The 24,213-nt window shown below is 63.6% G+C and carries 21 protein-coding genes, 1 tRNA gene and 4 pseudogenes; 13 read left to right on the top strand and 13 right to left on the bottom strand.

Features of this window, described 5'->3' with window-relative positions:
- Positions 1-44: 44 nt before the first annotated feature.
- Positions 45-1,007 (bottom strand): annotated as a pseudogene (bioB, locus tag J7J50_RS01690) (biotin synthase BioB); the annotation flags it as partial.
- 512 nt (positions 1,008-1,519) lie between these two features.
- On the opposite strand from bioB, the pseudogene J7J50_RS24610 reads away from it, so the two are divergent.
- From J7J50_RS24610 to J7J50_RS24620, 3 pseudogenes are all read left to right on the top strand, one after another.
- A pseudogene (locus J7J50_RS24610) lies at positions 1,520-1,654 on the top strand (double zinc ribbon domain-containing protein); the annotation flags it as partial.
- A gap of 171 nt (positions 1,655-1,825) precedes the next feature.
- A pseudogene (locus J7J50_RS25225) lies at positions 1,826-1,975 on the top strand (ComF family protein); the annotation flags it as partial.
- A 228-nt stretch (positions 1,976-2,203) separates the two neighbouring features.
- Positions 2,204-2,545: pseudogene (locus J7J50_RS24620) on the top strand (phosphoribosyltransferase family protein); the annotation flags it as partial.
- Positions 2,546-2,610: 65 nt separating this feature from the next.
- Here J7J50_RS24620 and J7J50_RS01700 read toward each other — a convergent pair.
- The 4 genes from J7J50_RS01700 to ubiA all read right to left on the bottom strand — a co-directional run bounded on the left by J7J50_RS01700 (position 2,611) and on the right by ubiA (position 8,445).
- Positions 2,611-4,356: a M64 family metallopeptidase gene (locus tag J7J50_RS01700; RefSeq protein WP_215063320.1), complete on the bottom strand. Its 1,746-nt coding sequence runs from the start codon at positions 4,354-4,356 to the stop codon at positions 2,611-2,613.
- A 1,015-nt stretch (positions 4,357-5,371) separates the two neighbouring features.
- A complete protein-coding gene (locus J7J50_RS01705; protein ID WP_215063317.1) occupies positions 5,372-6,814 on the bottom strand; it encodes a TIGR00366 family protein in 1,443 nt (480 codons plus the stop codon).
- A 127-nt stretch (positions 6,815-6,941) separates the two neighbouring features.
- Positions 6,942-7,463 carry a Rid family hydrolase gene (locus J7J50_RS01710; protein ID WP_215063316.1) on the bottom strand — a complete coding sequence of 174 codons (522 nt, stop codon included), beginning with the start codon at positions 7,461-7,463 and terminating at the stop codon, positions 6,942-6,944.
- 91 nt (positions 7,464-7,554) lie between these two features.
- The gene (gene ubiA, locus J7J50_RS01715; protein ID WP_251044273.1) at positions 7,555-8,445 is read right to left on the bottom strand and encodes a 4-hydroxybenzoate octaprenyltransferase; all 891 of its coding nucleotides are present in this window, start codon (positions 8,443-8,445) and stop codon (positions 7,555-7,557) included.
- A 340-nt stretch (positions 8,446-8,785) separates the two neighbouring features.
- Between ubiA and J7J50_RS01720 the strand changes: the two genes are divergently transcribed.
- From J7J50_RS01720 to J7J50_RS01735, 4 genes are all read left to right on the top strand, one after another.
- Positions 8,786-8,862 (top strand) — tRNA-Arg (locus tag J7J50_RS01720).
- Between the two features lie 268 nt (positions 8,863-9,130).
- The gene (locus tag J7J50_RS01725) at positions 9,131-9,649 is read left to right on the top strand and encodes a hypothetical protein (RefSeq protein WP_215063314.1); all 519 of its coding nucleotides are present in this window, start codon (positions 9,131-9,133) and stop codon (positions 9,647-9,649) included.
- A 345-nt stretch (positions 9,650-9,994) separates the two neighbouring features.
- A complete protein-coding gene (locus J7J50_RS01730) occupies positions 9,995-10,564 on the top strand; it encodes a hypothetical protein (RefSeq protein ID WP_251044275.1) in 570 nt (189 codons plus the stop codon).
- The gene (locus J7J50_RS01735; RefSeq protein WP_215063313.1) at positions 10,561-14,328 is read left to right on the top strand and encodes a peptidoglycan-binding domain-containing protein; all 3,768 of its coding nucleotides are present in this window, start codon (positions 10,561-10,563) and stop codon (positions 14,326-14,328) included. The genes J7J50_RS01730 and J7J50_RS01735 overlap by 4 nt, the downstream gene beginning before the upstream one ends.
- A gap of 521 nt (positions 14,329-14,849) precedes the next feature.
- On the opposite strand, the gene J7J50_RS01740 is transcribed toward J7J50_RS01735, so the two are convergent.
- The 8 genes from J7J50_RS01740 to J7J50_RS01775 form a co-directional block, all read right to left on the bottom strand.
- Positions 14,850-15,542 carry a hypothetical protein gene (locus J7J50_RS01740; RefSeq protein ID WP_215063311.1) on the bottom strand — a complete coding sequence of 231 codons (693 nt, stop codon included), beginning with the start codon at positions 15,540-15,542 and terminating at the stop codon, positions 14,850-14,852.
- Positions 15,543-16,108: 566 nt separating this feature from the next.
- Positions 16,109-16,579 (bottom strand): hypothetical protein, encoded by a 471-nt coding sequence (locus J7J50_RS01745; protein WP_215063309.1) that lies wholly within the window; start codon positions 16,577-16,579, stop codon positions 16,109-16,111.
- Between the two features lie 25 nt (positions 16,580-16,604).
- Complete coding sequence (locus J7J50_RS01750) at positions 16,605-17,036, bottom strand: LacI family transcriptional regulator (protein WP_215063307.1); 432 nt, start codon at positions 17,034-17,036, stop codon at positions 16,605-16,607.
- Positions 17,033-18,412: a recombinase family protein gene (locus J7J50_RS01755; RefSeq protein WP_343222416.1), complete on the bottom strand. Its 1,380-nt coding sequence runs from the start codon at positions 18,410-18,412 to the stop codon at positions 17,033-17,035. The genes J7J50_RS01750 and J7J50_RS01755 overlap by 4 nt, the downstream gene beginning before the upstream one ends.
- A complete protein-coding gene (locus tag J7J50_RS01760) occupies positions 18,367-18,735 on the bottom strand; it encodes a recombinase family protein (protein ID WP_215063302.1) in 369 nt (122 codons plus the stop codon). Before J7J50_RS01760 ends, J7J50_RS01755 begins: the two co-directional genes overlap by 46 nt.
- 84 nt (positions 18,736-18,819) lie before the next feature.
- Positions 18,820-19,188 (bottom strand): recombinase family protein, encoded by a 369-nt coding sequence (locus tag J7J50_RS01765; RefSeq protein ID WP_215063300.1) that lies wholly within the window; start codon positions 19,186-19,188, stop codon positions 18,820-18,822.
- The gene (locus J7J50_RS01770) at positions 19,185-19,670 is read right to left on the bottom strand and encodes a DUF2924 domain-containing protein (protein WP_343222417.1); all 486 of its coding nucleotides are present in this window, start codon (positions 19,668-19,670) and stop codon (positions 19,185-19,187) included. The genes J7J50_RS01765 and J7J50_RS01770 overlap by 4 nt, the downstream gene beginning before the upstream one ends.
- Positions 19,671-19,847: 177 nt before the next feature.
- Complete coding sequence (locus J7J50_RS01775; protein ID WP_215063298.1) at positions 19,848-20,780, bottom strand: hypothetical protein; 933 nt, start codon at positions 20,778-20,780, stop codon at positions 19,848-19,850.
- 544 nt (positions 20,781-21,324) lie between these two features.
- On the opposite strand from J7J50_RS01775, the gene J7J50_RS01780 reads away from it, so the two are divergent.
- The 6 genes from J7J50_RS01780 to J7J50_RS25230 all read left to right on the top strand — a co-directional run bounded on the left by J7J50_RS01780 (position 21,325) and on the right by J7J50_RS25230 (position 24,172).
- A complete protein-coding gene (locus J7J50_RS01780; RefSeq protein WP_215063297.1) occupies positions 21,325-21,537 on the top strand; it encodes a helix-turn-helix domain-containing protein in 213 nt (70 codons plus the stop codon).
- The gene (locus tag J7J50_RS01785) at positions 21,534-22,004 is read left to right on the top strand and encodes a hypothetical protein (protein ID WP_215063293.1); all 471 of its coding nucleotides are present in this window, start codon (positions 21,534-21,536) and stop codon (positions 22,002-22,004) included. The genes J7J50_RS01780 and J7J50_RS01785 overlap by 4 nt, the downstream gene beginning before the upstream one ends.
- A 19-nt stretch (positions 22,005-22,023) precedes the next feature.
- The gene (locus J7J50_RS01790; RefSeq protein ID WP_251044279.1) at positions 22,024-22,914 is read left to right on the top strand and encodes an ATP-binding protein; all 891 of its coding nucleotides are present in this window, start codon (positions 22,024-22,026) and stop codon (positions 22,912-22,914) included.
- A 93-nt stretch (positions 22,915-23,007) separates the two neighbouring features.
- Entirely contained in the window at positions 23,008-23,535 is a 528-nt protein-coding gene (locus tag J7J50_RS01795) for a hypothetical protein (protein ID WP_251044281.1), read from the top strand.
- 14 nt (positions 23,536-23,549) lie between these two features.
- Positions 23,550-23,747 carry a hypothetical protein gene (locus J7J50_RS01800; RefSeq protein ID WP_215063290.1) on the top strand — a complete coding sequence of 66 codons (198 nt, stop codon included), beginning with the start codon at positions 23,550-23,552 and terminating at the stop codon, positions 23,745-23,747.
- Between the two features lie 188 nt (positions 23,748-23,935).
- Positions 23,936-24,172, top strand: coding sequence for a DUF6511 domain-containing protein (locus J7J50_RS25230; protein ID WP_215063289.1), 237 nt, complete (start codon positions 23,936-23,938; stop codon positions 24,170-24,172).
- Positions 24,173-24,213 lie beyond the last annotated feature (41 nt).

Below are 24,213 nucleotides of genomic sequence, written 5' to 3' on the forward strand. Positions count from 1 at the left end.
GAATGTTCCTCAATACTCGCATGGACGGTGCCGGCGGTCTCGACGATTTGCATCGGCTTGAGGCCCAGGCGGGCGAACAGTGCAAGGTCGCGCTCGGTGTCCGGATTGCCGGTGGTCAGCAGTTTTTCGCCGTAGAAGATCGAATTGGCGCCGGCCAGGAAGCACAGCGCCTGCAGTTCGTCGCTCATCGCCTCGCGTCCGGCCGACAGGCGGACCATCGACTTGGGCATCAGCAGGCGCGCAACTGCGATGGTGCGCACGAATTCGAAGGGGTCCAGCTCGGCCGTGCCGGCCAGGGGCGTGCCTTCGACCTGGACCAGCCGGTTGATCGGCACCGAGTCCGGATGCGCCGGCAGGTTGGCCAGGGTCTGCAGCAGGCCGGCGCGCTGGCCGCGCGACTCGCCCATGCCGACGATACCGCCGCAGCAGGTCTTCATGCCGACATCGCGCACGTGCTCCAGCGTGTCCAGGCGGTCCTGGAACTCGCGGGTGTGGATGATCTCGTTATAGAACTCCGGCGCGGTGTCCAGATTGTGGTTGTAGTAGTCCAGGCCGGCCGCCTTCAGCGACTTGGCCTGATCGCCCGACAACATGCCCAGGGTGGCGCAGGTTTCCAGACCCAGGGCCTTCACCTCGCGGATCATCGCCGCGACCTTCGGGATATCGCGGTCCTTCGGCGAGCGCCAGGCCGCGCCCATGCAGAAGCGCGAAGCGCCGGCGGCCTTGGCCTGCCGGGCTTTCTCCAGCACCGCCTCGGTGCTCATCAGCTTGGTCGCGTCCACGCCGGTGTGATAGCGCGCGGCCTGCGGGCAGTAGCTGCAGTCTTCCGGGCAGCCGCCGGTCTTGACCGACAGCAAGGTGCTGACCTGGACTTCGGTCGGATCGAAATTCTCCCGGTGCGCGCTCGCGGCGCGGTGCAGCAGCTCGGGGAACGGCAGATCGAACAGCGCGCGGACCTCGGCGCGGGACCAATCGTGGCGGAGCGGAGTGGAACTCGGAGTGGACATAGGCACCGGGGCTGGCTCCAGCGGGACTGCACTGACGGCGGGCAAAGGGGGACCGGCCGCCGGACGGCCGGAGCCGGCAGTCTGGTAAGCGCGCGGGCGGCTGTCAACCGATCTTGTCGCGATCGAGTTGACAGCTTTGGGCGGGGCGTATGGGATGGACTGGGTCGCGGGGCCAGCCGCTGCGTGGTGGCGGTGTCTTTTGTAGGAGGGCCTTCAGGCCCGATGCTTTCCTCTCCGGAACCGCGCCCCGGCCGAAGCGCGGAAACAGATAGCCAAGCGAAGGCCCCCCCACCGCGCCCCTGCGAAGTCTTTTGTGGGAGGGCCCTTCAGGCCTGACGCTTTCCGCTACGAAGCGACAACCCCATCCGCAAAACAACCTCCCCGCGGACTTCCCCGACGCGCGCCCCCGCCTTCCCCCGACAGCCCTGGCGCCCACGGCAAGCCAAGCTGCGCCAATGACCTTCGCCGCCTCCGCGATAGACGCGCCGCGCGCCGGCGGACTCTGGCGTCGCCTGGGCTGGGCGCTGTGGCCGCCGCGCTGCCTGATCTGCGGCGAGGCCGGCGCCGACGGCCGCGACCTGTGCCCGATCTGCGCGGCGGCATGGCCGTGGATGGGCACGGCCTGTCTGGCCTGCGCCTTGCCGTTGGCGGCTCCGGCGCCGTTCGCCGGGCAAACGGGCGACGCCATGGGTTCGATCGATGACTCTGCTCATCCGAGAACCGACGCATGCATCGGCGATGACAACGCGCTCGCCCATGGCTCGCCGCACGCTTGGCCCGATGCAGCAGCCCAAACCGATGCCGCAAGCATCACCCCAATCTGCGGCCACTGCCTGCGCCGCCCGCGCGTGTTGAGCGAAGTCCACGCCGCCTGCGTCTATCGCGCACCGCTGGACCGGCTGCTGCCGCGCTTCAAGTTCCATCGCGATCTGGCCGCGGGCCGTCTGCTGGCGACGATGATGGCGCGGGCCATCGCGGCGAAATTCGAATCCGGTGATCTGCACCGATTCGATGACCGCAACGATGCGACGCGCACACCGGCCACTACAACGCCCTGCATCCCGGCCAGCCGCGCCGGCCCGCTCGAATCCCACACAGCTCATAGCGGTTCGCATGCGGGCGACGCTACAGGCCCTTCATCGCGGACGTCCCCGCCAATCGATGCACCGATCACTGCGCCACCCACCACGCCGATCCTCATCCCGATCCCCCTGCACCGCGCGCGCCTGCGCGAACGCGGCTACGACCAGGCGCTGGAACTCGCGCCCCCCCTCGCCCGCGAGCTGCGCCTGCCCTTGCTGGACGATGCCCTGCTGCGCCTGCGCAACACGCCCGCGCAATCACGCCTGGACGCCGCGCATCGGCGACGCAACCTGCGCGATGCCTTCGCCTGGCGCGGCGCCGCATCGGTTCCCGCGCACGTGGTCCTGATAGACGACGTCATGACCACCGGCGCGACCCTGCACGCCGCCGCGCGAACGCTGCGGCGCGTGGGCGTGCAGCGAGTGGACGCCTGGGTCTGCGCACGCGTGCTGTGAGCGCGAGCCGCTCTATGCCGACACGACGCGGCCGCGGACAAAGCCGCGACCGCCTCGCCCCAACGCTACGGCGACCCCGCCAGCGCCTGCGCCGGCTGCACCCGCGCCGCGTTGACCCGGATCGACCAACTGCGCGAATGCTGCAACAGCCCACCGGCCATCGCCGCGCTCACGAACGCGGTCTTGTCGGTGACGCGCAATTCCAACGTGCGTGTCGCCGGCGTGGCCGCATCCTGGCGGAAATCGTAGGTCGCCGAGGTCGCACCCGCGATCGCGGTGCCATCGAGGTACCACTGCACCGCGACGGTGCCGATGCTCGGCCGCAACAACGTCGCCGAGAACCGCTTGGTCGTACCGCGCGCGTACGCCACCGCCGCGGCCGGCGACGGCGATTCGGTGCCCGGCTCGACCAGGTCGATGCCCGCCGACGGCGACCCGAAGCCGCCGCGATACAACTTGCGCACGTACTCCTGCCGGCAGACCGGGCAGAACGTATTGCCTAGCGCGCGCATCAGGCAGGTGTTATCGACCGGCCGGTACATACCGTTGCTCAGATAGCGCGCGCCCTTGAACAAACCGGTGCCGCTGGTGCCGGCGGGCGTCGGAATCGGCAGACCCGGGGTGAACCAGCTGCGCCACTTCACCAAGCTGGCGTTGGTCTGGTTGGTGACGTTGGGCTCGCACAGCGCGCTGCCGCTGATATCGCTGCACGCCGGGAAGCCGGGATACGGGCTTTCGTATTCGTCGGCCAGCCCGTGGAAGCTGTGGCCGAACTCGTGGATCGCGATCAAGGCCGCGCTGGTGTGCGCGGAGATCGTCGCGAACGAACCGCCGGCACCGCCGTAGACCGGGTCGTTGACCGTCACCAGGATCTTGTCCCAATCCGGAAAGCTCGCCGCCGCCGCCATTACCTTGGACGAGCGCGTGGTCAGCAGGCGATGGATCTGGCTGGTGCAGAAGGTCGCATCGAGCGCGGTGTTGACGAATTGCCCGGCGCGCGGATCGTTGCGCGCATCGGTGTCGGCGCAACACGTGGTGCCGGTGCAACCGACCTGGTACGGCGGATGATCGGCGCCGGACTGGGCGGAGGCGACGAAGCCGGCCTGCCAGTTCACGAAGCTCTGATACTCCTTGTACGGGCTGACGTTGAACATCGCCGTCTTCAGCGCCGCGGCCTGATTGGCGAAGGTGGTCTGCTCGGCATTGGTGTAGCCGTCGCCCAGCACGAGGATGTCGAGACGATTGCCCGAGTTGGCCGCCTTCGCGGCACCGGCCTTCGCATCGTCCGGCGCGGGCAGCGACCACGGCGTGCGCGCCGGCATCGTCGCCGCCAGCGGCAATTGCGAAGAACGGATCGCCAGTTCGCGCAGATCGATGCGCTGCGCGGACTTGGCGTTGCCGTTGCCGATCAGTTCGATCGTATCGGCCTCCTCCATGGGCACGCGGACGACGAAGGCGCGGCGCGGGTCGCGCACCAGCGGATGCAGCTCGATCGCACCGTCGCCGTGATCCGGATCGTGCGCGAATTCGGCGCGGATGAAGTTGGGCACCTGCGCCTCGTACACGGCGGCGTTCTTGGCGCCGTTGCGCGACACGCGGTATCCCACGCGTTCCACGCCGCGCTCGACCGGTTGGTCGCTGCGCTGGTCGCGATGCGGATCGGACAATTGCACCTGGGTGTAGAACACCGGCTCGGCGCGGCCTTGCGCGTCCATTTCGAACACGACGTAGTGAGCGGGAACGGCGGCGTAGGCGCAGGAACTGGCCAGCAACCACAGTAGGGCGGCGCGCGTGAGCTTGGACGAAATCATGGGATCTCCCAACGGCACGGGGATACGGGCGTCCGCGCGGCGCGGACGGTTTCGTCGCGGAACCCGCGCCAACGACGGCGCCACAGCCCCGGGTGTGCCCACGACGGCTGCACGCTAACCCACGCGCTGGCCGTGCTTCGTCGCGGCGATCACACAATGCGCCGGCGCGATGGAGGAGGTTTTGTGATGCCCGCCAGCGAATATGCGTTTTCGCGCATCGATGGGCCGATTCGATGGGACGACTCGATGGACCGATCACGCCGGCGCTGTCGCCCGGCTCGAAGCGTTCGCAAGCATCGCCTGGGTTGCCCAGGCGAAGACAGGCGCGGCGATACACGACGTCCGCCGAATCCCTCGCACGCGCGCATCATCCGCGTACACACGCCCCGCAGGCAGCGCGAAGCGCATACGAGCGCAGGCGAGACCGCTCGCGGCCCCGCCCGCCGCCCGATGGCGGAATCCTTTCCGCCACGCGCGCCATCCCGGGCGCATCCCCGATTCCGACCGCCCGCCATCCATGGCGGTGGTTTCCCTACGCCTCGCCTCCTGGCGAGCCTGATCGAATCGAGCGGGGGTTTGCTGATTTACTCACCGGCGTCCTTGCCGTGTCGGAACCGACCTTCATCGCGAGCGCTTGGCCGACGAGGACGCATGTCGCCCGCGATGTTCCCTGGTCCGATTCCGAAGTCCTTTGAAGTCTCCCGAAGTCCTTTCCCGATAGCCGACGAAGTCCGTTTCAAGCCCCATTAGCGGAGGAAATCCGTTTCCTTTCGCGTGGAGCCATTGTCGCGCAGACAGGTCGCACAGGCTGAGAAGTGCGAGCGTATCGACGGAAAAAACCGCGGTTTGTTCCAGTGTGGAGGTGGAGCGCGACCTCCTTGTTGCGCTCCCGCCGCGGCAGCCCGACGCGACGTCTCCACCCGCACAGGATCGCCCGCCGCCCCGGTCCAGGGCAGTCGGGCATCGTCGCGAACGGGGGTAGGATTTTTCCGGTTGCGCGGCCGGCGTTTTGCGCTTACGGCATGACCGGCGGGTGATAGCTCAGAGTCAGGCCGAGCAACCACAACAGCCCCAGCACCAGCGGAATGTGCACTAGCAGCTGGATGAAGGTGAATCCGACGATGTCGCGCGCCTTCAGTCCCAGCACGCCCAGCAGCGGCAGCATCCAGAACGGATTGATCAGGTTCGGCAGCGCCTCGGCGGCGTTGTAGACCTGCACCGCCCAGCCCAGATGCACTTTCAGATCGTTGGCGGCCTGCATCACGTAGGGCGCCTCGATGATCCATTTGCCGCCGCCGGAGGGCACGAAGAAGCCCAGCACCGCCGAGTAAACGCCCATGACCAAGGTAAAGGTGTCGGTATCGGCCACGCGCACGAATACGCTGGACAGATGATGCGCCAGGGTCTGGCCGTCGCTGCCCTTGGCCGCGGTCAGCAGGCTGGCGATGCCGCCGTAGAGCGGGAACTGGATCAACACGCCGGTGGTGCTGGGCACCGCGCGCGCGACCGCGTTGAGGAAGCTGCGCGGTCGCCAGTGCAGCAGCAGGCCAGCGGTCAGGAACGCGAAGTTGTACGTGTTGAGGTTGGCGATGGCGCTGACCACGGGTTTGCCGGAAAACTCCACGATGAGCCACCCAAGACTCATCGCCGCCAGCAGCAACGTGATCAGCGGGCTGTATTCCAGCCATTCGCCCGGACGCTTGCGCGGCGGCAACGTGGCGGCGTTCTTTTCTTCGACGGCGAAATGCTCGGCGCCGTCGAAATCGCGCGCGCGCCGCACCGACGCGCCGCGCGGCGCGGTGACGAAGCAGATCAGCAGCGACACCGCGATCAACACCGCGGTCAGCACCACCGACTGCCACAGCAAAATGGTTTCGCTGAAGGGAATCACGCCGGTGATCGCCAGCAAGGCCGGCGGCATGCTCGCCGGATTGGCCTGCAACTGCGCGGCCGACGAACTCAGGCCCATTGCCCATACCGCGCCCAGGCCGAGATACGCCGCCGCGCCGGCCGCGCGGTAATCCATGTCCAGGTCGTCGCGACGCGCCAGCGCGCGCACCAGCAGGCCGCCGAATACCAGCGAAAAGCCCCAGCTCAGCAACGAGGTCAACATGCTGATCAGGCCGACGTAGCAGATCGCGCCGCGACCGCTGCGCGGGACGCGGGCGAGCGCGTCGATCACCCGCGCGACCGCCGGTGCGGTCGCGACGACGTAACCGCCGATGACCACGAAGGCCATTTGCATGGTGAAGGGAATCAGGCTCCAGTAGCCGTCGCCGAATGCCGACGCGGTCGCCGTGGGCGTGGCGCCGAAGCCCAGCGCAGCGACCGCGACGATGACCACGCCGAGCGCGGCGAACACATACGCGTCGGGAAACCATCGTTCGGCCCAGGCCGCGCTGCGCAGGGCGAAGCGCGCGAGCGGGCCGTCGGCGGGAGCGGAGGCGGCTGAGTTCATGGCGGGATTCCTGCGACGGGGCTGGGCGATTGTCCAAGCCTGGGCCGGACGGGCCACTTGCACTTTAGTCGCACACTCGCCGCCGCGGCGAGGGTACACGCCGCTGCCACGGCGCGCCCTGCGTGACTTACGGCGTCTTGGCCGGCGCGATCCGCGCCTTCGCCCGCTTGCCGGAGCCGATGATCGCCTCGGCCCGCAGCTCGAAGCTGGCGTCCTTCGAATACAGGCCGCTGGTCGCGACCGCGGTCCAGGCCGGATAGTGGTCCTTGAAGAACTCACGATGCACTTTCAACACCGGCGCGATACGGCGGCGGAATTCCTCGTGATCGCGGGCGACGTGGAAGCTCTGCATCTCCACCACATCGTCCATGCTGGCGCCGGCGCTGCGCAGGTGCGCCTGCAGTTGCTGGAACAGCCAGCGCGCCTTGGCCTCGTCGTCGACGCCTTCCAGCGCGGGAATGCCCGAGACGATCACGCGGTCGCCGATCTTCACCACCGGCGAGTAGTGCAGATCGTGATACGAACTCTCCCACCCTTCCGGCGCGAAATGCTCGCGCGCGGGCGCCGAAGCCGGCGGCGCGGCGATGGCCGGCAACGCCGCGACACAGAGCGCGGCCAGGGGAATCAGGGAACGCAGCCAGACGCGCATGAGTCACTCCGCAGCCGATAAGGCGGCCATTGCACGCCAGCGGCGCGGCGCTGTCATTGCCCGCGATCGCGGTTTCGCCGGATTCAGCGCCTCAGACCGCCGCGGAGGTCGCGCGCAGGGCGTAGTCCAGCGCCAGGCCGGCGAAGATCGTCAGCCCCACCCAGTGGTTGTGCAGGAACGCGCGGAAGCAGGCCTCGCGTTCGCGATGGCGGGCGATAACGAACTCATACACCACCAGCGCCGCCGCGACCGCCAGGCCGCCGAAGTACCACACCCCCAACTCCGCGCGCTGGCCGACCAGGCCCAGCGCGAGGAACATGAGCGCATACAGCACGCCGATCGCGACCAGATCCAGATCGCCGAACAAGATCGCGGTGGACTTGGAGCCCATCTTCAGATCGTCCTCGCGATCGACGATGGCGTACCAGGTGTCGTAAGCGGTGGACCACAGGATATTGGCCGCATACAGCAGCCACGCCAGCGCCGGCACCTCGCCGCGCACCGCCGCGAACGCCATCGGAATGCCCCAGCCGAAGGCCATGCCCAGATAGACCTGCGGCAGATAGGTGTAGCGCTTGAGATAGGGATAGCTCGCCGCCAGCACCACGCCGACGAAACTCATCACGATGGTCAGCCGGTTCAAGGTCAGGACCAGCCCGAACGCCGCCAGCATCAGCACCGCGAACACCGCCAGCGCCTCGCGCCCGCGCACCTCGCCGGTCGCCAGCGGCCGGTGCTTGGTGCGCTCGACATGCGGATCGAGCCAGCGATCGGCGTAATCGTTGATCACGCAACCCGCCGCCCGAGTCAGCCAGACCCCGGCGCTGAACACGAACCACGTCCACAGCGGCGGCACGCCCCCGGCCGCGACCCACAGCCCCCACCAGGTCGGCCAGAGCAGCAACAGCCAGCCGATCGGCCGATCGCCGCGGGTCAACTTCCAATAAAGCGACAGCCGCCGGCGCCAGTCCGGCGCGGGCATGGGGGAATGAGCGTGTTCCATAGCGCATAGATTAGCGCGAGGTGTTCGCGGCATCTGCGTTGGAGGTGGGTCGGGTGCTTGGCGGGTGTGGGCGGGTTGGACGCGGCCCGGTGATGGCGGCGGCTGGCTGGCGCGGGGTTAGCGGACTGGACGTCCTGGGCGGCCTGTCGCTCAAAAGCGTATGTGTCGCGGGGCCGAATGCCTTCCGCCATCGGGCTGGTGCCGTCATTGCCGGCCCGCCGACCCGCGACCTTGCGGCCGCCCGCAACGCGACGTCACCCAAACCGCCGGATTCCGTTAGAATGCACGGCCGCACGACACCCTCGTGCGCACCGACAACGCGCCTGTAGCTCAGCCGGATAGAGTAGTGGCTTCCGAAGCCATTGGTCGGGGGTTCGAATCCCTCCAGGCGCACCAAACTCCCAGCCTCAACCTTTTCTACGCCTCGTCGCAACGACGAAAAAGGCCCTATTTCCGGGGCTTTTGGCGCTTTCCATTGGTCGGCGAGTTATCCACAGAGGGGCTGTTTGGCGATTTTTTCGCCTCTCTCCGGGCCTTTTTCTCCAAGCCATTGGTCGGCCGACCATTGCTCGCCCCTTAAAATTCAGGCACTTACGAGGGCCGGTTTTTTGACGTTTTGCCTTCGAAAGGGCGGCGAAACTCACGTCCATTGAAAGAGCGATGCTTGCGTATCGGACTGCTAAGTGAGGCCGCGCAACATTTTCAGTGGTTCTGCGACCAGATACTTGTCAGAGGCTGTGAACTTCGCGTCGCGCCGGATAACCTCCCTCTTGGCATCAATCGAGGGATCAAACAATCAATGGCGACTAGGTACTCCAAGCGGCGGTTCGACGGAACAGTAGTCCACTACGACTCCGAGGAGGATATGCGGGCAGATGAACCACCTCGGGCAGGCTTGTTCGTCTTTTCAGGTGTCTTCGCCGAGTTTTCCATCTTCTACGCCTTGGTCGGCTTCTTCATATCCGCCGTGGTGATCGCCTTAACAGTGTATGGCCTTGATCTGGGCGCCAGTTGGTCAAAGCCTCTGCGCTTTAGCGCGGTGCTTGTGGCGATCAGTGCGGTTACTTATCTGATAGCGCGAACGGGCTGGTTCCTAACCCAACTCTTCTTCCTTGTCGTGGGCGCCATCATCATCCTTAGCGTTCTCGGTGCGATCGTTGCTGCACTCTGGCATTTCGCATAGGGGAATTGGCGGCGGCCCTACCCCGAGCGAATCGATCGTGCTTGAGGAACGCCCTGCTTCAGACGAGCGTTCGTGGTGACCTCCAAGCGCTGTCGTAGCACATGCTATGCGTCACGCTCGCACCATTGGAGGAATGCTTCCTCAGAAACCAGCGAGCGGTCTTGACTCCGGCTCGACACCCGGTACAAGCTGCGCCCAGCTTTACCCTATTACTGCGGGAGTGCCCAATGTAGGCGCTTCGGCTTGACCCGAATCCTTTGGACGGGCCCTTTCGTGGGCACCCCAGGACCTTACCGCGCAGGACTAGCGGCAAGGGCATTTACACGGGTCCAACATGGACAGTTTATGTGCCAACGCTGCTACCGACCTATTGCCGATGCGCTGCATCCATTCTTGGATGCGGAAGGCATTCCCGTGCCTTCAAGCACGGACTATCTAGCTGACCCGGAGCCTGAAATGCCATTTGTAAACGAATTCATTCCTGCTGAGGAAGTCGCGAAGTATCAGCTAGAAGAGATTGATAGCAAATTTGTATCAAATGGAACACGAGCACGGGACTGGACGATTGATCGCGAGCGGGACATCTACCTGAGGAATGTCGCCATAGGCGGCGGGGCAGAACCCGAGCTGCGAAACAGGACGTCATGGACGTTGTATTGGCATGGCGATTTGATCTTTCTGCGGCTTGATTTGATATCCGGCGGCGAAGAATCGGACGGAGTGGGCTGTTCGCAATGGAAACTAATGTGGCTCAACGGAAGTAACGGCTTGCCGCCGCACTTGAAGGAACAACAGACACAGATCTTTTCGGATCTCAAAGAAGCGTTGACCGCATACAAGAGCTTCGGCATCTACTCACGTGATTGGCTTGGCTATCGGGTCATCCTTGAAATTGATGAGGCGTGCGTGATATGACGGACGCGCTGACAGCCAATGAAGCGATAGCGCTTCTGCGTGGGAGCCCAGGCGATTACGCAACTCCAGAGAAGTTGCGTGCTTTAGCTGCACAGGTTGATGCAGACAGTCCGGGCCGACTGACCGTTCTCTATAGCGGACAAACGGCAAACGGGGTGTGGTCTTCAGATGTAATCGACAGCATGGTGGACGCCAATGAGGACGTTCGCGTCATCAATAAGAGTGAAGCGGCACGGCTATTCAAATCTCGTGATTTCTACCATGCAGTAGCCAAAGCTTACGGTCTGGATGACGCCGAGCCGTTAGTTACAGGAAAGTACCGCGGCCCGGCCAGCGACTGGCTCTATCATCCCACTGAGGGTCCCTGGGCGGATGCCTCTGCGCGCTTTGCGGATAAGACGATCGGCGAAGTCCGCGCCATCGTCAGCGATGCGCAGCCTAATCGCGTCTTCGGTGCGATTGAGGTTCCGCATGTTCTAGCCAATAAAAGCGTTACCACCGTGGAGGAGATTCCGCGCGACGTGCTCGTGGCACGTCAATCTACTCACGGGGAGCAAGCCGCGTTCGAAATGATCGTTGCACGGGCACGCGAAAACGTGGGTCGATTGCGCGTCGTGGTGGACGACGTCGGCATGCCGCAGCGGATAGATGGCGGCGCGATCCAGTTGGATAGCCGCGCCTATTTCATCGGAACGCAGATCGAAGGCAAGGTGCCGGGGTTTACGGCGGTCACCCGGCCTTTGGCTGAAACCATGAACCCTCCGACCGAGTACGCGCTTGCAGGGCAGCGGCACATTACTGACTGGCAAGCGCAGCTAGCACAGAGCGCAGGTGCGAGGGAGGCTGCGCAATCGGCTTCCATCAGACGAATAGGCGCTGCTGTAGGTCTGGGCGTCGCCGCCAGCGCCTACGACGCAGTACAGAGTGGTTCTCGCGTCGACACCTTGCTCGCGCAAGACAATCCGCTGGCCGCACAGTCGGAATTGACGCATTACGCCGCGCGCGGCACGGGCGGCTGGATAGGTGGCGCGTCGGCTGGATTGGTCGCCACGGCGGCATCGACTGGACCTGGCGTGATTGGCTTCATCGTAATTGGTGGCGCGGCCGTGGCTGGCGCGCATGTGGGCGAGCATGTCGCCACGGTGGCGGACAGCTACAAAACCTTCATTCAGAAGGACACTCAGGGCGTCATATGGCACTCCAACGGGCTGCAATGGGTCCGGAAGGATATGGGCGACCTGATCGATGATGGCAAGAACGAACCGGTAAAGCAGGACTTTTCTGCCGATCCGGAAAAAGCGGACGAGCTGAATTACCGCGCAAGTATTTCGGCCACGGAACTAGCGATCGGAAAATTGCAGTCGCCAAAAAATCCGTACTCGCAGCCGGCGTCGGACAACGATTCGGTGAGCCAACGCCGCGCGGATTGGGAACGCAACCCGCAAACTGGCACTTGGGACCGAAAGGTAGTCGAGGGCTTTGAGCAGCCCGGCGTACCGATGATCCGACCCGAGCGAGCCAGCGCCGAGCGCGCCGCCGAGTTGGATCGCGCATCGCAACAGGTGATCCAAGAGAACATCGCCAACGGACCTGCGCCGATGGCGGCTCGTTTCCAACTGGTTCACCGTAGCGAAGGCTGGGAACGGTTCGGCGTGGTACCGCCCTCCATCCAAACCGCGCTTCAAGACGATTCGCTGATCGCGTCGGATGGCAAGCTGTATCAGCGTACGGCCGAAGGGCAATGGCAGCGCAATGGCGAGTCCGTGGTAGCCGCCGGAAACCTTCGTCAGGAACTGGACAGCACGCGTGCGGCACTGCAACCGCAGTTGACGCAGCATCAGGAACAAGTCGCCGCTATTCCGCCTCGGCAGCCGCCAACCTTGGAGGACATCGAGCGCAAGGATCTGATGAAGACCCTCAGAGACCATAAGGTCGAGCCCAGCGCCGAGCAGTTGGAAGCGGCGCTGGAGGCGGTCAGGCGAACCCAACAAGAGCATGGCATCAACCCGCTGACGACCTCGCTGCACCTGAGGCTCAATACGGCGAGCGGAAAATTCGATATCGACAGTCCGATCGAACATATCGGCCGTGATGCGGATGGCGCGAATCGGGTTCAGGCCACCACGAGCCCGTTGGAAGTGCAGCTGGCGATGCTCGACTTGCGGTCGCCACCTCCCACAACACCGGAGCCGCCGGAACTGCGCATCGCGAACCTGTCTCCGCAACAGCAGGCCGCCTTGGAACAGGTCGTTCGCGAGGCGAACCGCTTGGGCCTTCAACGCGATGACGTGCAGGCCACCGCCCGCCAAGCCGTGGCCGATGCAACGGATGGTATCCCCGACATCGTCACGACCCCCGTTGACGCTGATCGCCCGCGATCAACACTCAAGCCCGAAGCATCGCGCCAAGTGGATGCGCCTTCACCCGTCATAGCCAAGGTTACGGTCGCGGAACCTGTCGCGGAGAAACCGCAGGATAAGCAACCGGAGCAAAACCCTTCAGAAGCAGGGCGGACGCCGACCGGAACACTCGACGGCGCGCAGCAGACAGCTACTGCGGCTCCACTTGCTGCTGCGACCACCCCGCCCCTTCGGGAAGCGGAGAACGTTCGAACCGTGGCCGAGCCGGGGTTACCCCCGGCACCTAAGCCGGCCGAGCCCGCACCGATCGCCGTAGCGCCGGCCGAGCCAGTTAAACCTGACGTAGTCGTCGCGAAGCCGCCGGAGCTGCAGGCGCCTGCGTCACAGCCCGCGCCAGACGCGCCGACGACCGCGCCTCACCAACCCGCACCTCACGTCGCGCTGGTGGCAGCCGAGGCCACGCTAACGCCGGACTCGCCGACACAGACGCCGCCCCAGCCAGTCCCTCAAGTCACACCTGTAGCGGCGGAAGCCGAGCCTGCGCCGGATGATGGAACCTTGCGCTACGGCGACCGAGGTGATGACGTCGAGATGTTGCAGTACCGCTTGCAGCGGGTCGGCTACGGTGGAACAGACGACGCACCCCTACAGCGGAACGGTCAGTTCGACGCCGCAACCGAGCAGGCCGTACGCCAGCTACAACGCGACCATGGTCTGGCGGAGACGGGGAGCGTTGACCCCGAGACGGTCCACGCGCTCGCAGTTGCGCAGCAGGCGAAGATCGAATCGCAGAAGGCCGACAAGACTGCCATTGAGGCCCCCCAAGCCGATAAGGCTATGAAACCCGCCGACCTGGCGACCGTGGTAAGCGACGAGCGCGCTGTCGAAGCCGCTATGACATCGTTGACTTCCCCACTGGCCGAATCGCGTCTGATCGAGACTAACCATCGAGTCGAGCCTGCGGCTGCACCCAATGAAGATCGGTTGAAGGAGCGCGAACCGAACTATGCGCCGGTCCGCGACAAGGCGACGCCAGCGCCGGCAATGGACGCACAGGATCTGGCACGCATGTCTCCTGCTGACCAAGCCATGTTCGCGAAGATTCGCGCGGCGGCCCCCGGCCACGTCTCAGATGAAACCGTGGCGGCGGCGATGCTCTCGGCCAAGCGCGACAAAATCCACGATGCAGATAGCATCGCGCAGGTGGGCGTCGCTAACGGCAAGCTATGGGTCGGCTCAACCACACCCGGCTTTTATGGCGCGGCATCGCTCTCCGAGCCGCCGCCCGCGATGCAGGACACGCTGCGCGAGACGCAGGCGGTCAATCAGCAACGCGAGCAGCAGTTGGCCCAGGAGGCATCGCAACGTAATCCGGATGACCCGAGTCGTGGACCGTCACGGTAACCGGAGCAGCGGATGAATACGACCAACGGACCGCACATGGTCTACCTGCTCGCAGACCAGCGGCGTGGGCCCTATGTAGTCGGAGTAGGTGGAGAGCTTGACGAGGTCGTGAGAGAGTTTCGCGAAACGCATATAAGAAGAGTATGGCGTAGCGGCGATCGCAACCTGTCCCCCTTTTGCTTGGTCTGGTTTGAACGAACCCAGACCCATGCAGATGCATGCGAGCGCGCAGCACAGATCCGGGCTTGGCCGCATCGCTGGCAACGCCGCTTGATCGAGTCGGTTAACCCAGAGTGGCTAGAGCAATCTCAAATAGAGGCCGGTGCCCCGACGTTTATTTGGCAATGCATTCCTGAGCTGTCCAGCCAAGGCAGCATTCGTTATCTGTCAATTGATAAGGACCCTCAGTAGACGCATCGGCATGGGCGCTGGTGGGTAAAGACCCTTCCCCCCTTTTGCTCACTTTTTTGATGGTGATCTTCGGATCTGAATCACCCTCTAGTTTGAGCATCGGAACGACTTCAAGAAGATTTCAATGCTTCGATTTCTTCAAGCTGCTCTGCGGCGGTGCGCATGTATAACTTGACGCCGTCCAGCATGCAGTTTCTCGCTGGCAATAACGTGCGCGTCGCCGCAGGCTGGAACGGGTGCGGACAATACAGATCGCTGGCCTCCATCAGACCCAAGCCCTGATCCAGCGCATAGTCCACGGCCTGCAAAAACACGGGTAACGTCTCCCCGAACGTCTCCTCCATCGCCCCACGCAGCCCGTCGTCTACGGCGAGATCGTGGCGAAGCTGCTGAAGCTGAGCGGGCCCGAATAGCACACCACTGCAATAGTTCTGTGTGATTACGCCGATGAAGTCAGCACTGACCAACTTTGCCGGCAGCACTTCCAACCAGTTCACCACATAGCGTTCGTATTCGGGATGATCCTCTAATACGAATGAGAATGCCCCTCCGCGCAGATACCAAAACTTGCGCAAGAACCCGGCCAACATGGCCATGCAGTAGCCGTCGCCTTTATTGAACGGCGTCCCTTGAGGCAACGTAGCGGCAACCGCCAACGCCTGCGTCAATGCAGCAACCTCGTCGGGTTCTAAGCCGAATAGACGTTCCAGGCGGCGCGGCGCGAGCGGATCTCCCAGGCTGTCGAAATAAAGGCCTTGCACCTCGTCCACACCGATCAGGTGATAGGTGATGTCAAATCCCATAACGCGCTCCGTGCCCCCATCGGCGATGGGGCGAACTGTATCGCAACTCACCCGGAGCTTGGAGGGGCGGGCGTAACCGGTGGAAAGCCGGGCGTCAGGAAAGGAGAAAGGGAAGGCTGCGTCCGTAAGTGGACCGCTGAAGCGCTAGGCCAACAAAGGCTCATTCACTTCTACCCTCTCCCAGTTCAGCGCGGATAAGGCGGCCCTGGCGATCCAGCCAGCGGGCGACCCACCCGGCGGCGGCGGCCGACGTCTGGAACGGCCGGTCGATCTGGCTCCCCCTGGCCATGTGCCGGCGGATCACCGCCGTGCAGCCTCGCGCGTTGGCGGTAATCGAAGCCAGCCACACGTCCGGACGCGCGTCCGTGACGGCAACGACGTGACGGGCAGCGGGCGCACCCAACGCCTCCCAATGGAAGCCGCTGGGTAACGGAACGTGCTCAAGGTCTGTTCTCATGGCGCCAGACTAGGAGCGTTGGGTCGCACCGGCCGCGACGGTGGCCCACGCGTAGTAAGCGGCGCCGGATCTGTGAAGATCAGGACGCCGCAGTGATGACTTCACTCAGTTACTCAGCTCGGGCGGCGTGCTCGTCCAGTAATTGACGCGCACCGCTCTTGGACAGTCCATTGAGGATCGCCAACTTCGCCAGAAACGCTTCGCGGGGCCGTGCTTGATCGGCCTCCCAGGTATAAATCGCATTCGTGCTTGAGCCCAAAAGTAGGCCCATTTCCCGGCGACTCAGCTCCAATCGCTCCCGCAGCGCGCTCACCCGTGCAGCGGTGTAGCGAAAATTCGCTTTAGGCTTTTCCCTAACGGTCTCGTCAGGCTTGGCGTGCAGGCGCGGCCGAGCCGAGCGCACCGTTCCTTTCGATACGCTGGCCACTTCTCGCCTCAGCGTGACCCGCTCGTTCTTCAGCGCCACCACGGTCTTACGCAGCACAACGAGCTGCGCCTTCATGGGTTCGATGATCTTCTTGGCTTCCCTACGGGAGATGCGGACGATTTGCTCTTTGGTAACAACGGCAACGTTTGCCATGATGGAACTTCCTGTCGTGGTGATGTTACGGATGATTCGTGAGACCCACTAAGCGGCGCTGGTCCGACCACAGCAACGGCGGGCTGATGCCCAAGCGGTCGATCTGCACGTCGGGAATGGTGTCGTCCAGGATGCCCGCGACGATCTCAGGCGCGAGCAAGGTGAGGTTGATGATCCGACCGACATAGCTGTTGTCGGTGGACTCGGTTTCTGCGATTTCCTTCATCGAAGACATCTCGCCCCGTTCCAGCATGGAGCGCCAGCGGACACCTTTGGCGAGGGCGCGTTGCAACGAGGTCAGTTGCAGGGCCGAGGAAGCCGCATCGCTGTTCGTGGCCTGCCCGTAGCGCCTGCGGCCGGCGCGGCGGCTGATACTCAGCGGCACGATCACGGTCAGCGCGCCATCGCTGGTTTGGACGATGCTCGCCGCCCCGGTGACATTTACCGACGCCTTCATGCGGCGATCTCCTGCCGTGCGAACTCGTCGGCCAGCGATACCACCCCGTTGGGATGGAACCGAATCTCCATCGCGTCCGGTCGAACCACGATCTTCTCCACCAGCAACCGAACCAACCGATGTTGTTCAGTCGGGAACAGCGTATCCCAGACTTGATCGAACTGGCGCAGGGCCAACACGATCCGCGCCTCGTCGGCGCCGGGCATTGCCTCGACGGCTTTGGGCACGATGGCGGCCAGCAGTTCCGGGGTGTTGAGCATCTGGCGCACGTACTTCACCACGATGCCTTCCAACTCAGCCGCTGGAAGCCGGGGGAACGTAGACGCCGAGGCCCCTTCGTGGATGTACGCGGTACTCAGGTAATAGCGGTACATGCGCCCGTTGCGTTTGGTCGTATGGCAGGGCGTCATCGCCCGCCGGTCCGGCCCCTCAATCAGTCCCTTCAGCAAGAACGGCACCTTGGTCCTGCTCGCGTTGCCTCGGACCGTCGCATTGCTCGCCAGAATCGCTTGCACCTTGTCCCATACCGCCGTATCGATGATCGGGGGATGGCATTGAGTGAAGTACTGATCGCAATGTTTCAGCTCACCCAAGTAGGTGCGGTTGTGCAGGATCTTGTGAATCGTGCTCTTGTCGTGCCGCTGCTGGTCGCGCACACGGCCTTGGCGGGTGGTCCACGCCTTGCTCATGTAGCCCATGCCATTCGCGTCCGTTACCACGGCTTGAATGGACTGCGTTTCGATTAGACGCTGAAAGATGAAGCGGACCTGCGCGGCTTCCAGATGGTTGACCGCCAAACGTCGGTCTTTGATGTCATAGCCCAAGGGCGGGATGCCGTGCATCCACAATCCCTTTTTTTTGCTCGCCACCATCTTGTCTCGCACGCGATCCACGGCCAGTTCACGCTCGAACTGCGCGAACGTCATCATCATGTTCAAGGTCATTCGACCGACCGCGTCCTTGGTGTTGAAGTTCTCCGTGATCGACACTAACGACACCTTATGCTGATCGAACAGATCGATCAGAACGGGGAAGTCACGCATCGATCGGGTCAAGCGGTCGAGTCGGTAGACCACAACCACATCGATGACGCCGTTGCGGATGTCGGCAAGCAATCGTTGGAGTACGGGCCGGTTCATGTCGCGAGCGGACACTGCAAGCTCGTCGTAGTCATCGGACACTGGAATCCAGCCATCACTGCGGCGCGCGGCAATGTAGCTCGCACCGGCATCGCGCTGGGCCTCGACGGAGTTGTACTCGCGCTCCAACCCTTCTTCGTTCGATTTTCGAGCGTAGACGGCGCACCTCAATCGTTTTACATCTGTGGTCGTTATCGCCATTGGTCTGAACCCACCAGCATCGCGGTCCCAACACATGCATTTATAGCCACAACGTGGTCGGGGTCGAAGACCGCCAGTAACCTATGCGCATCTGCAGTGGAAGCCACTAGTTCAGACCATTCGCTGATTACGACACAGTCGAAGTGTTCTTGCTGAACTGCATGCAGTAGACGTTGCAGCTCCGGCCGGTCCCATCGATCGCAGTGGTGTCCCTGGTCGACGAACAATGTCGCAGATTGGCTGGCGCCCATTTGCGCCATCGCCTTTTCCGCTAGTTTTCGCTGAAAGACGAGTTCCTCGGTATCTTGATTCGGTGTGTAGCAGTACACCGCGAATCGCATATCTTTCATCTCACGCATGTTGGGCTCCGTTAGCGATGTTGGGTTGGCCGGGTGGGCACGTACTGAGGAATTGCGTGCGCGGTGATCGCGGGCTAGAAGCGCTCATGCGGCGAGCCTCACGACGAGGCCTTCGCGCAAGCGGCATTCGACCACCAGCACCCCGTGCTTGCGGAAGAAGCGGGCCAGCATCTGAACGCCGAGTTCCGAGGCGGCCAAGCGGTTCCACCCGGTGACGGCGATGCAATCAATCGTGCCGCCGGCCGCATCGGCCAGAAGTCGTTGGAACCCGGGCCGCGCGTCACGATCTACGTCCAGCCCGTCGTCGCTGTAGTGCTCAACCTCGACCTCTCCACTCGTGCAACGGTCGATCACCTTACGAACGCCTTCGCGTTGATAGGCGATGTAGTCGGCGTCGGTCTGCGCCGACTGGCAATAGATCGCGATACGCAACGCGTCATTGATGATGCTCATGCTTTCTTTCCTTTCTCAGCGCTCGCGCGCAGTCCGAAGAACGCCGGCCCCGACCAACGGGTTCCGGTAATTTCCCTGGCGATCTTCGACAAGCTGCCGAATCGCCGACCTTCATAGTCAAATTCGCCGCCGGCACGCACGGTCACCCGATGCAGCCGTCCGTTGTATTCGCGCGTCAGCACCGTGCCGACCACCGGGGCCGGCGCACTCGCCCGCCGGGTCACCTTGCCGGTTTCCACCAATCGCTTGAGCCGCTGGGTATTGCTGTCCAACAGCGGGTCGTGGGCGGCGCGGTACGCATCCTCTTGTAGGCGGTGTGCCAGCCGACGAATTGCATAGCGCCGATTGTTCACGCCGGGTGGTTCGCCAAACAGATCCATCCACTTCTGCTTAAGCTCGCCCCACGACAGGTGCGGCAAGGCAGCGACCTGCGCGGCCAGCGTGCTCTGGGTATTGCCCTGATCATCCACATCAGCCTCCACGGCTCTCCAAGGTGTTGGCATACACCCTCGGTTGGCCCGTCTTATCAAGTACAACCGCACGAGAGACCGAAAACATTGGAGACGATTGCGCTGCCTTCCGACGCATCGATTCGGCGATCAAGGAGGCGATGGCACTGACCCGGCCCTCGATCTGTCGGGTTTGTTCTTGGCTAGGAATCATTTCGCGGTCTCGGCGTCGTTATAGTCGTGGGGCAGTGCTACTTTGCGAATCGCCACCTCGCCCTGGCTCCAATCGATGAAGCGTGCAATTTCGGGACGACGGCAGATCTGTTTCAGGCTGGTGTTCTCGCGGCTGTGCCCGGACCGATCGAGCACCCAGCTTTGCTTCGGCCGCTCCTCACCCATGTCGTGGGCTTCGGCGATCGCCAAGACAAAGCGACACTGCTTGCGGTGCAGCACCAACTCTTGATCTTGCAAACGAAGTCGGGAGCCATCAGGACTGAGCTTGAACCAGCGGCGCTGGCGACCGGCGGCCACTGCAAGCGCGTCTACGGGAACCACCGTGTTCGCGAACGTTTCATAGTCGAATTCCAGACCTTCGGCTTCCAGTCTGGCCACGCGCGACAGCGGGATCATCAAGCGCTGCCCATCGCTCAGCTCGACAGGGAACTCTTCCTTCGTTGTAAGAACGACCTGTCGCCCTGCCAAATCGCGTTCCAGCGCGGCGATGACCGGCTCCATGTGCGGACTTGCCGTGCATCGCAGCAAATAGACCGTCACGCTCTGCTGTCGGATCGACACCTGCGCCAAGCGCCACAGACGGTTGGGCATTAGAACGACCGGCACGGTATCGGACAACCGCTTCGCCAGTTCGCCCGGCAACCACACATGGCGCACCCGCATTTTCATATCCGCTGGCCACACCTCGACCCGGCCGCCGCACGCCACGCAGACCAACGCATGGTCGTCGTACTCCTGCATCTGGCGCACCGCCATGAGCCCGCACGTTACGCACAGGCTGCGGATTGCGCGTTTCGCCGGGTACATCGCACCCAACGCGACCAGCTTGGGCTGCAGTGAACTGCCCGTCGCAGACAACAGTTCGTCGGCCGGTTCGTTATCGAACCAGTTCAGGTATCTCTTAAGCACAGCAAAGCTTCCCGACCGCGTTTGATCGCGGGTACAAGGCACCGTTCGCGCCGTCGCCGGCACGTCAAAAAACTACAGGCGGATCAATAGACCGGCGGTGCCGTCATCGACCTAGGTCGTGATATCGCCGGTGATCGGGGTGTTTGATCTGGCCACAGCCCGCTATGACGGCATACGGCGGTTGGAAAGCGGAACAGAAGGGGGCGCGCAGTCGGCGCGCAGGTACGAGGGTGCTGACGAATCCGTTCATTGGGGGAGGTCCTGCAGAGCCACTTCAGGTGGCGTCTTTCTTTGAATGAAGATTATCGCGCCGTTCATTGCGTGCGCAATATCACGGCGGCGACTTCGTGCAAATGGCAAGCAAAAACACAGATCTGTTAATTGCGCGTTTTGCTTGAGCGTGAACGCCAGCAAAAGTCTAGCCATTGCTAGCCACTGTCTAGCCTCGGATCTAGCCATTTCTATCTTTCGGTTCTAGCCAGCTTTGCGCGACGCTATTCGCCACGACACACACCGTGTCGTCGCACGAACAGGAGTCGCGACAGTGAGCATTCCCCATCTATCCACCGAGGAACTCGCCGAGCGCTGGCGCGTTGCCGCACGTACGGTCAAGCGCTGGCGCAGCGAGGGCATCGGTCCGCGTTCGGTCAAGGTCGCGCGCAGCGTTCGCTATCGTCTGGACGACGTCGAGCGCTTCGAACGCGGTACTGATACCGCCATGGCACCGCGCGCGAGCAGCGTCGAGGCGAACGCATGATGCTGCTGGAGCACTGTATTTCGCGGCCGGCATCGGAGTTGGCGGACTACCCGCCCGAGGTGCTGTTCGATCTCAAGAAGCAGGCGGCCGATGGTCTCGCGACTGCGAAGGCGAACGCCGAGCTTGTCGATCGCGCGCTCGATCTTCGCTATAGCCGCACCGCCGCATCTGCGCGCATCGCGGCCGGCAAGGACACCGGCTCGGTGACGTTCGCCGATGGCGCGATTCGCGTCAGCGTCGAGCTGCCGAAGAAAATCGAGTGGGACCAAACCAAGCTCGCGCGCATCGTGGAGCGCATTCGCGCCGCGGGCGAAGACCCGACCGAATTCGTGGAGGTCAGTTACCGCATCAGCGAATCGAAGTACAGCGCGTGGCCCGCTTCGATGCGCTCGCCGTTCGACGCCGCCCGCACCTTGAAGATCGGCAAGCCCACATTCCGACTGTCGTTGCCGGTGGGTGCAGCGTGACCATCATCACAATTTCTAGTTGCATTACCCGGCATCGGACACCCGCCCGCACCTCGCCGCCGAAACGTCCGGGGGGCCGCTGATGCCGTTGCCGATCATCACCGCCGATCAGCGTCTGGCCGAGGTCCGCGGCGTCAAAGGTGTGCTCGTCGGTAGTTGGGGCCTGGGCAAGACGTTCCAGCTGTGGACGCTGGACCCGGCGACGACCCTGTTCGTGGATATCGAGGCCGGCGACCTGGCGGTCAAGAGCTGGCCTGGCGATAGCTTGCGCCCACGGACATGGGAGGACTGCCGCGACATCGCCGTCCTGCTCGGCGGCCCGAACCCGGCGCTGCGCGAAGGTCAGTCGTTTAGTCAGTGGCACTACGAGAGCGCCACCGAGCGCTACGGCGATGCGGCCGAGCTGGCGAAGTACCGCACCGTCTTCATCGACTCGATCACCGTCGCCGGTCGCCTGTGCTTCCAATGGTGCAAGGGACAGCCGCAAGCGTTCTCGGAGAAAAACAACAAGCCCGATGTCCGCGGCGCGTACGGGCTGCTCGGCCAGGAGATGGTCGCGTGGCTGACCCACATCCAACACACCCGCACTAAGCACATCTGGTTCGTCGGCATCCTTGATGAGCGCACCGACGAGTTCAACCGTCGTTACTACGAGCTGCAGATCGACGGCTCCAAGACCGGTTTGGAACTTCCCGGCATCGTCGATGAAGTGATCACGCTGGCCGAGATCAAACCGGCCGATGGCGAACCGTACCGCGCGTTTGTGTGCCAGACCGGCAATCCCTGGGGGTTTCCCGCCAAGGACCGCTCTGGCCGGCTCGACATGGTCGAGCCCCCAAACCTCGGACAGCTCATGCGCAAGCTCGGCGCGCCCGAAGCGGCGGCGCCTAACCCACCTTCCTTTCATTAACTCGGAGTCCGCATGTCGGCCTGGAACAATTTCAACGACGCCGATAGTCCGGCGTTCTCGCTCATCCCGAAGGGCACCTTGGTCAAGGTCCGCATGACCATCAAGCCCGGCGGCTACAACGACCCGAGCCAGGGTTGGCTGCACGGCTGGGCCACGCGCGGCGACACCGGGGCGATCTACCTCGCCGGTGAATTCGTCGTGCTGGACGGCAAATATGCGAAACGCAAGCTGTGGTCCCTGATCGGGCTGCACAGCGTGAACGGTGCGACTTGGGGCCAGATGGGTCGCAGCTTTATCAGGGGCGCGCTCGACTCCGCGTTCGGACTGCATCCCGATGACATCAGCGCGACCGCGCAGACCCGCCGCTGCATCGAGAGCTTCGCCGATCTGGACGGCTTGGTGTTCGTCGGCAAAGTGGATTGGGACAAGGATCAGCGTGACGGCTCCGACAAAGCGGTCATCAAAATTCCGATCACGCCCGATCACCCGAGCTACAAGGAGGTCATGGGCGGCATGCCGACCGCGCCGAACGCGGCGATGGCGCCCGCGCGTGTGCCGCACGCGGCCCAGGTCGCGGCAACGGCCGCCCCGGTCGCCGGTCGCCCGGCGTGGGCGCAGTGAGGCGAACCCAACGCATGACCCGACAGTCGCCCCTGCAAGAGCGATACCCGAACCGCGAGGGTATCTATACCGAACTGCGCAAACTCTCGGCCGCGGATCTGCACGCCCAGATCCAGCATTTGCTGCAGCAAGCGCAACAGCACCATGAACACGCCAGGGCGTTGATCGACTACCGCGACCGCGTGGTCGATCAGTCACGTCATGGCCGATGACGTGTTGCTGGGCCTGCGGAAAGCCCGCCCGCGGCTTCGGCCATCTGGATCTGCGCCGCCAGATCGGTGATCCGCGGCGCGCGCCGTATCGATGGGCGTTCTGCTCGACCACCTGCCAGAACGCCTTTCACCAACTCTACGACACACGACGCCGGAGTGATCCGGCGTCGATAGAGGAGCTATTGCCTGTGACCCACCCCCTGTCCCACGAAGCACAACGTGCGTGCCGCCAAGCGCTGGCGTCGGCCGCCGACAACATCGGATGGCACAAGCCCCTAAACAACTACAACCAAGCGCAGGTCATGCAAGTCATCGAAGCCATCACCTTGGCCTACGAAGCATCGATTCGCGGACAGACATCGCCGGCTGGCCACAAGGTCGCGCTGCCGCTGGATGGATTCGAGAACGACTCCATCCCTTTTTGAGTTTTGGCATTGCCATTTTTTTTTGGCATTCGCCACTTTAG

The sequence above is a fragment of the Lysobacter sp. ISL-50 genome, assembly GCF_018612875.1.
Classification (GTDB): domain Bacteria; phylum Pseudomonadota; class Gammaproteobacteria; order Xanthomonadales; family Xanthomonadaceae; genus Lysobacter.